This window comes from Streptomyces sp. NPDC001880, from assembly GCF_053594575.1.
This window is the reverse complement of record NZ_JBSFET010000158.1, coordinates 1-7,394: the sequence shown is the minus strand read 5'-3', so window position 1 is coordinate 7,394 and position 7,394 is coordinate 1. Positions and strand designations below refer to the sequence as shown.

Annotated in this window: 4 protein-coding genes and 2 pseudogenes; all 6 read left to right on the top strand. The window is 72.6% G+C overall.

The genetic code is table 11. The features are described from left to right. Positions 1 to 82: 82 nt before the first annotated feature. A pseudogene (locus tag ACWCQ6_RS34805) lies at positions 83 to 676 on the top strand (hypothetical protein); the annotation flags it as partial. Then, positions 673 to 1,815, top strand: a complete 1,143-nt coding sequence (locus tag ACWCQ6_RS34800) for an ARPP-2 domain-containing protein (RefSeq protein WP_451096162.1) — start codon at positions 673 to 675, stop codon at positions 1,813 to 1,815. The pseudogene ACWCQ6_RS34805 and the gene ACWCQ6_RS34800, both read left to right, overlap by 4 nt. 53 nt (positions 1,816 to 1,868) lie before the next feature. Then, positions 1,869 to 1,988 carry a DUF6891 domain-containing protein gene (locus tag ACWCQ6_RS34795; RefSeq protein WP_451096160.1) on the top strand — a complete coding sequence of 40 codons (120 nt, stop codon included), beginning with the start codon at positions 1,869 to 1,871 and terminating at the stop codon, positions 1,986 to 1,988. Between the two features lie 350 nt (positions 1,989 to 2,338). Continuing rightward, entirely contained in the window at positions 2,339 to 2,959 is a 621-nt protein-coding gene (locus ACWCQ6_RS34790; protein WP_451096158.1) for a winged helix-turn-helix domain-containing protein, read from the top strand. Positions 2,960 to 3,302: 343 nt separating this feature from the next. Beyond that, entirely contained in the window at positions 3,303 to 6,419 is a 3,117-nt protein-coding gene (locus tag ACWCQ6_RS34785; RefSeq protein WP_451096156.1) for an alpha-N-acetylglucosaminidase, read from the top strand. Between the two features lie 709 nt (positions 6,420 to 7,128). After that, positions 7,129 to 7,394: pseudogene (locus ACWCQ6_RS34780) on the top strand (hypothetical protein); the annotation flags it as partial.

Here is a 7,394-nt window from a genome sequence, read left to right as displayed (position 1 = left end):
GGCGTGAAGCTGGTCTCCGCGTCACGGATGGACTCGTCGCTCGGGTTCTCCATCAGCACCGTCTGCTTGAACGTGGCGCCGTCGTCGCGCGGCGGGCCCGCACGCCGGGGGCTGGGGCCGGGTCGCCGCCGTGCTGGACGACAGCTACTCGTCGTCCGGGTCGGGCGAGAAGCGGCGGCGCCCGCTCGCCGTGGCGCTGGCCTGCCACTTCCTGCTGGAGGTGCTGGCCGCACCGGGCGCGTACACCCCGCTGTGGACGTCGGGCCGTACCGATCCGCTGCTGGCCAGGCCCTGGGGGCCGACCCCGCTCGGCAGCCGCGTGCTGGACGCGCTGGAGCTGGGGCCCGACCGGCTGGTCATCGTCTCGGACGGCTGGGACAACGCGCCGCCCGGACTCGCGGGCGAAGTGCTGCGGGTCTGGCGGACCCGGCTCGATCCGGACCGGCGTACGGCGGTGGTGCATGTGAACCCCGTGTACGACGCGGACGGTTTCGATGTGCGGCGCCTAGCGCCGGGCGTGCCCACGGCGGGTGTCCGGGACGCGGAGGACCTGCCGGCGCTGGTGGAGATCGCGGGGTTCGCCGAGGGACGCACCGGAGCGGCTGCGCTGTACGCCTTTCTGGACCGGCAGGTGGCACGTTTCGTGGGCGACGACGGGGCAGGAGCGGCATCGTGAACAGACTCGAACTGACCGGGCTCGCCACCCGCCCCGCCCAGGTGTGGGGCGGCATCCGGCTGGTGCCGCTGGTGCGCGAACAGCCCGTCGAGGGGCTGCGGCTGCACGAGGAGCTCTACACGGACCACGGGCACGGCGTCGTGGACATCGGGCCGCGCACGCACTACGCCTCGGTCATCCCGCACGGCTTCGTCGCCGACTGGTCCGGCGAGGGCGAGCAGTCCGCCGCGTACGGTACACAGCTCGGCGCGGGCGCGGGCTCCGCGGCCGGGAACCGGCCGGCGCCCCGGACCGCGCGGCTCCAGCGCCACCGCCACCACCGGATGGCGAAGCGACGACCGGGCGACCGGCTGCGCTTCCTGCCGCTGCACCTCGCGCTGGAAGGCTATCTCGCCCTGCACTTCGGCGGCCCCTCCGTCGCTTGGGAGGAGTGGTCGCGGCAGGCGCTGCGCGACGGACTCTCGCCGCGCGCCGAGGACGCGTACATGGGGTGGTCGGTGCGCGGGCTCGGCGACGCGCTGCGGGTCTTCGAGATCCATCCCGGCCAGTGCGGGGTGATGGTGTACGCGGCCGACGCGCTCGCCGCCGCGTTCGTGCTGCCGCACCCGGACGACTACCGGCTGCTGCACCCGTCGCTGGTCGAGGACCTGTACGGCGAGCTGATCCACCAGTACGCGCTGTACGGCGCCGCGGTGCCGGAGTTCACGGCGCGGATACCCGACGGTCCGCAGCTGCGGTCGCTCGCCGCTCTGCGGGCGGCGGCAGAGGCGTGCGAGCGGGAGTGGGGCGAGGCGCACGACACCCTGTTCGCGGGTGAGCTGCTGGACAGCTCGTACGCCTTCGACCGGGTGTACCGGATGGGTTCGTTCACGCTGTGGCGGTTCCTGCCGCCGTTCCGGCCCGGCGGGGCGGGGCAGCACATCGGTGAGACGATCACCGATCACAAGGGGCAGGTCGCGTACCTGAAGACGTTCCGGCTGTCCGAGGCCCAGATCAGGCGCGGCCATCTGCTGCACCGGCTCGCCGACGCGGACTGGCGGCTCGCGGGAGCGGCCCGGGCGCTGGGCACCACGGAGGAGGAAGTGGTCCGCCGGATCCGCGCGGCGGGCTTCGAGTCGCTGCTCAGGGCCCGCGCGTAACGCGGCAATCCTCGGTCGGCGGGTTCGACGAGGCGGCGGACGAGACCGCGCTCGTGGGGCGGGAGGTGGTCGAGGCGCTCGGCGACGCGGGGCTGACGGTGAAGTGGGACGGCTCGCCGGACCGGGCGATCGAGCTGACCGGCCTGGACTGGCGCAAGCGGCTGGTGGGTTGAGCCGGTCGCCGGCCGTGGGGCGGTGCGGAAACCGGCCCGTCTGCTGCGGCGCCGTACGAGAAGCCCTGGTGGGGCATGTAACGCAAAGGGTCCGTATCGACGGGTGACAGAGGTCTGCTGCGGCGTCCGGTTCTCTGGTTCAATGGGGACATGGCCAGCATCCGGCACACCTCGACAGGTCACAGCGACCTCGAGCCGTTCTGGCCGTCCCGTCAGCACCATGACTTCGACCGGGTGTGTTGTCGCGCGTCGAACGCGCAGACCCTCTAACGCCGCTCATCCCGGCCTTCGGTCCGCGCGCAAGCAAGTCCGTCCACCGACGACTCCTTCGCGCGAAAGAGCTGACCCTCATGGCGAACACTCGTACCTTCTCCGCCGCGGCCGCTGCCACCTCGGCGTCCTCGGCGCCCGCTGCGGCCACCACCCCCGCCCGTTCCCTCTCCCCCGACCGCCACCGGCTGCGTGCCGTCGACCCCGACGAAGTCGTCCAGCCGGCCGATGTGGCGGAGTTCCTGCCGCCGGGTGCCACCTGGCTGCCCGCGCCCCAGCACACCGTTCCGGCGGTGCCGGGCCGGCCGCCGATGATCGGCTATCTGGTGCTCGTACCGGCCGATCAGCGGCCCGCCGTCACGGCGGCGGCCACCGCGGCCGCCCAGTACGTGGTGCCGACACCGTTGGAGGAGCCGGCCATCGGGCCGGTGCACATCGACCCGGTGCAGCGCACCGCCGCGGTGGACGGGAAAGCCCTCGACCTCACGTACCTGGAGTTCGAACTGCTCGCTCATCTGGTCGCGCATCCGCACCGGGTGCACACCCGCGACCAGTTGGTGACCACGGTCTGGGGCTACGGGCATGTGGGCGACGGGCGCACCGTGGATGTCCACATCGCCCGGCTGCGCCGCAAGCTGGGCGCGGAGCACCGCCGTTCGATCCAGACGGTACGGCGCGTCGGGTACAAGTACGCGCCCTGACGCACCGGAGAACATGTGGAGCGGCCCTGGTCCGGCGCGTTGGGGACCGGGCCGCTTCATGTGCCGACCCGGTCAGCCGCGTCGCCCGGCCCCTCGAGCCGATCAGTGAAGCCCTCAGCCGCCGGATGCGCCGTCGACGCCCATGGTGAGCTCGACGAGGAGCGGCCGGCCGCCTTCGCCTGACGACCGGGCGCCTGGTCGCCCCGCCGTGACGGCCGAACGGCTGGATCGGCACAAACCGCCGAACGTCCCATTGCCCGCTCCCGGACCCGTCATTAACGTGCGCACCGCACACGCCTGTTGTCGCATGCACCATCATGAACAACACCGAGGAGTGCGGATCATGACGGGACCCTCCCTGCCCTTCAGTTCCTCCCGGCTGACGAGACGTACGCTGCTGGGCACCGCCGGAGCCGTCGGCGCCGCCGCCGCGCTGGGAGCCGCCTCCCCCGCGCACGCCACCGCCGCTCCGGCGGCTCCGGCGGCTCCGGCCCGGGACCTTGCGCCCGCGCACGAGGCGCTCGGCCGTCTGCTGCCGGACCACGCCGGTCAGTTCCGGCTCCGCTCCCTGCCCCGGGGCGACGGCGCGCACGACCGTTTCCGGGTCACCGGCACCACCGGGCGGATCGAGATCGCCGCCACCACACCGGCCGCCGCCCTGACGGGGGCGCACTGGTACCTCAAGTACACCTGCGACGCCGTGATCTCCTGGTCCGGCAGCCGCACCGACCTGCCCCGCCGGCTGCCCGCACCCCGCACCCCCGTCGAGCGCTCCGCGACCGTCGCCCACCGGTTCGCCCTCAACGACACCCACGACGGCTACACCGCCCCGTACGCCGACTGGCCGCGCTGGGAGCGAATGCTGGACGTCCTGGCTCTGCACGGCTGCAACGAGGTGCTGGTCACCGCCGGGCAGGAGGCCGTCTACCACCGGCTGCTCCAGGACTTCGGCTACAGCGACGCCGAGGCCCGCGCCTGGCTGCCCGCCCCTTCCCACCAGCCGTGGTGGCTGCTCCAGAACATGAGCGGATACGGCGGCCCGCTCGGTCCCGAGCTGATCGGGCGGCGCGCGGAGCTGGGCCGGCACATCGCCGACCGGATGCGGGAGCTGGGCATGGCACCGGTGTTCCCCGGCTACTTCGGCACGGTCCCGGACGGCTTCACGGACCGCAATCCGGGGGCCAGGGTCGTCCCGCAGGGCACCTGGAACGGGCTGCGCCGGCCCGACTGGCTCGACCCGCGCACCCCCGTCTTCGCCGAGGTGGCCGCCGCCTTCTACCGGCACCAGGAGGAGCTGTTCGGTCCGGCGGAGCACTTCAAGATGGATCTGCTGCACGAGGGCGGCAATGCCGGTGACGTCCCGGTGCCGGAGGCCGCCCGAGCCGTCGAGTCGGCCCTGCACACCGCGCACCCCGGCGCAACCTGGATGATCCTCGGCTGGCAGGCCAATCCCCGGCAGGCGCTGCTGGAGGCGGTCGACACCGACCGGATCCTGATCGTCGACGGCCTCTCCGACCTGGACACGGTCACCGACCGGGAGAAGGACTGGGGCGGAGCACCGTACGCCTTCGGCACCATCCCGAACTTCGGCGGCCGTACGACGATCGGCGCCAACACCGACCGCTGGACGCAGAAGTTCACGGCCTGGCGCGACAGGCCCGGCAGCGCGCTGGTCGGCACGGCGTACATGCCGGAGGCGACCGAGCGTGACCCGGCGGCGTTCGAGCTGTTCAGCGAGCTGGCCTGGCGGACCGGGACGGTGGACCGGGAGGCGTGGTTCCGGGCTTACCCGAGGTTCCGTTACGGCGGCCTGGACCGCTCGGCAGAGGCGGCCTTCGCCGCGCTGGCTGCCACGGCGTACCGGCTGACGAGCACCGACGGCCGCCCCGTCGACTCCCTCTTCTCCCGTCGCCCCGGCATCACCTCCTCCGTCAGCACCGCCTTCGACCCGGCCGGTTTCGACCGGGCGTTCGCGGCGCTCCTCGGCGTACGCCCGTCCCTGCGCGACTCGGACACCTACCGCTACGACCTCACCGATCTGACCCGGCAGGCGCTCGCCGACCGCTCCCGGATCCTGCTGCCGCAGCTGCGGGCCGCCCAGGCCGACAAGGACGTGGCCCGGTTCCGTGTGCTCGCCGCGCTCTGGCTGAAGCTGATGCGGCTGACGGACGCGATGTCGGGCTGTCACCGGGCCTTTCTGCTGGGGCCGTGGCTGGAGGACGCCAAGCGGCTGGCGACGAGCCCGGCGGAGGCGGTGCGGCTGGAGTGGACGGCACGCACCCTGATCACCACCTGGGCGGACCGGACGGCCGCGGACGACCTCAGCAACTACGCCAACCGCGACTGGCAGGGGCTGATGGCCGAGGTCCACCTCCCGCAGTGGCAGACGTACTTGGACGAGCTGACCGACGCGCTCACGGAGGGCAGGGCGGCGAAGCCGTTCGACTGGTACCCGGGCGAGGAGGAGTGGACCCGCCGCACCGACAGCCATCCGCTGCGGGCGACGGGCGATGCCCACCGCACGGCGCGACGGGCCTTCGAGACCCTGGCCACCGCCCCGTACCAGGGCACCGTCACGGTGTCGGCCGATCCGGTGGCGTTCACGCCGGGCAGCACCGGTACGGTGACGGCCGCCTTCCGCAATCTGAACGGCCTGCGGTCCACCGGCCGGGTCGACTTCGCGCTCACCGGGCTGGACGCCACCGCGACGGGCAGCACCTTCCTCGACGAGGTCACGGCCGGCGGTTCCGGCGCGGTGGACTGGCGGGTCACGGCCCCGTCCGAGCCGCTGATCACACCGCTGGTGCCGATGCCGTACGAGCTGAGCACCGCGTACGGGCCGCGCGGCGAGGACCGGGTGACCGATCTGCGGCGCGGCGCGGTACATCTGGCGGCACCGCTGGAGCCGGGCTGGCGCACGTACACGGCGAACGCGGCGGTCTTCGGCCAGCTGGACGAGCGGTTCGCGATCAACGGGGCGGGCCAGGACCTGTGGAAGGGCACCAGCCAGTTCGGCACGGCGTACCGGGAGGGGGCATGGTCCGACGGGGCGGAAGTGACCGTGCGGGTCGACGCGCAGGAGAACACCGGGGGCTGGGCGCGTGCGGGAATCGTGGTGCGCAACGCCCTGGCGACACCGGGCTCCACCGGGTTCCTGAACCTGGCGGTGACGCCGTCCAACGGTGTGGTGCTCTCGTACGACACGAATGGCGACGGCACCCTGGACACGTACCGGCGGATCACCGGGATCAGGGCCCCGGTGCTGCTCCGGCTGACCCGGGCCGGGGACGGGTGCACGGGGTCCTGTTCCACCGACGGCGGAGCGAGCTGGCGGACGGTGGGCACGGTCGCCGTGCCGGGGACGGCGGCGGCACAGGACGTGGGGATCTTCATGAGCGCGACGAACGGCGGGAGCGGGCTGCGCGGCACGGTCGAGTTCAGCGGGTGGTATCTGAGGTGAGGAGGCGGCCCGTTGCGCCGTCCACGAGCGGGCCAGGGTGACCATCACGGAATTTCGCCCGTTCCGCTGAACGCGCGTGCTGTCCGGGCGCACCCCGGCGGCACGGCACGTCGGCTGCCAGTACGTCCCCCTGAGGCCTGTTACCGTACGCAGCCGACCGAGCACACCGCTCGGTCGGATTCTTGCCCTCAGCTGCGCATATCGGGCCACCACGTGGTTGCCGCAACCAGCTCGGCCGCCGTTCGACAGCCCTCGGTGAGGTCACATGCCTCCAGGATCTCCCGGCTGTTCTTCACGCCGGTCGGTTTCACCGACCGGTATCGGTTCATGTCCCGGGAAACATGACCGTCTGCGGGAAAGCCCTTGGCCATGGCTGGGGCGCACATAGCCGCCTGCCGAGAGCACCCGCTGGTCGCGGTCAGCTGAGCCAGTCACGCCGACGTCACGCCGCGGTGCCGCCCGGCACCCGACGATGGCTGGTGCAGGTAAGCGCAAACCCGCTTTCACACGCAAGGAATCCACCATGATGAGAAGCATTCGGCAAGGAATTCCCCACCTGATCGGCGTGTCTGGCTTGGTCGCGGCGCTCGCCGGCGGGGTTGGTGCAACAAGCGCCGCAGCGGCGCCTCAGGCCCCGTCCCAGGCCCCGTCCCAAATCATTTGCACTCAGTCCATCCCCCCGTTCTGCATCGATACCGGCACCGGCAATGTGCTCCAGCAGGGCGCCCAGACCGGCCCCGGCGCAGGCAACGTCCTCCAGCAAGGTGCGCAGACCGGCCGCGGTGCCGGCAATGTGCTCCAGCAGGGCGCCCAGACCGGCCCCGGCGCAGGCAACGTCCTCCAGCAAGGTGCGCAGACCGGCCCCGGCGCAGGCAACGTCCTCCAGCAGGGCGCCCAGACCGGCCCCGGCGCAGGCAACGTCCTCCAGCAAGGTGCGCAGACCGGCCCCGGCGCAGGCAACGTCCTCCAGCAGGG

What these genes read in the sequence shown, in the direction of transcription:
- ACWCQ6_RS34785 (WP_451096156.1), top strand. Translation starts at nt 3,303, where the DNA reads ATGACGGGACCCTCCCTGCCCTTCAGTTCCTCCCGGCTGACGAGACGT.
- ACWCQ6_RS34790 (WP_451096158.1), top strand. Translation starts at nt 2,339, where the DNA reads ATGGCGAACACTCGTACCTTCTCCGCCGCGGCCGCTGCCACCTCGGCG.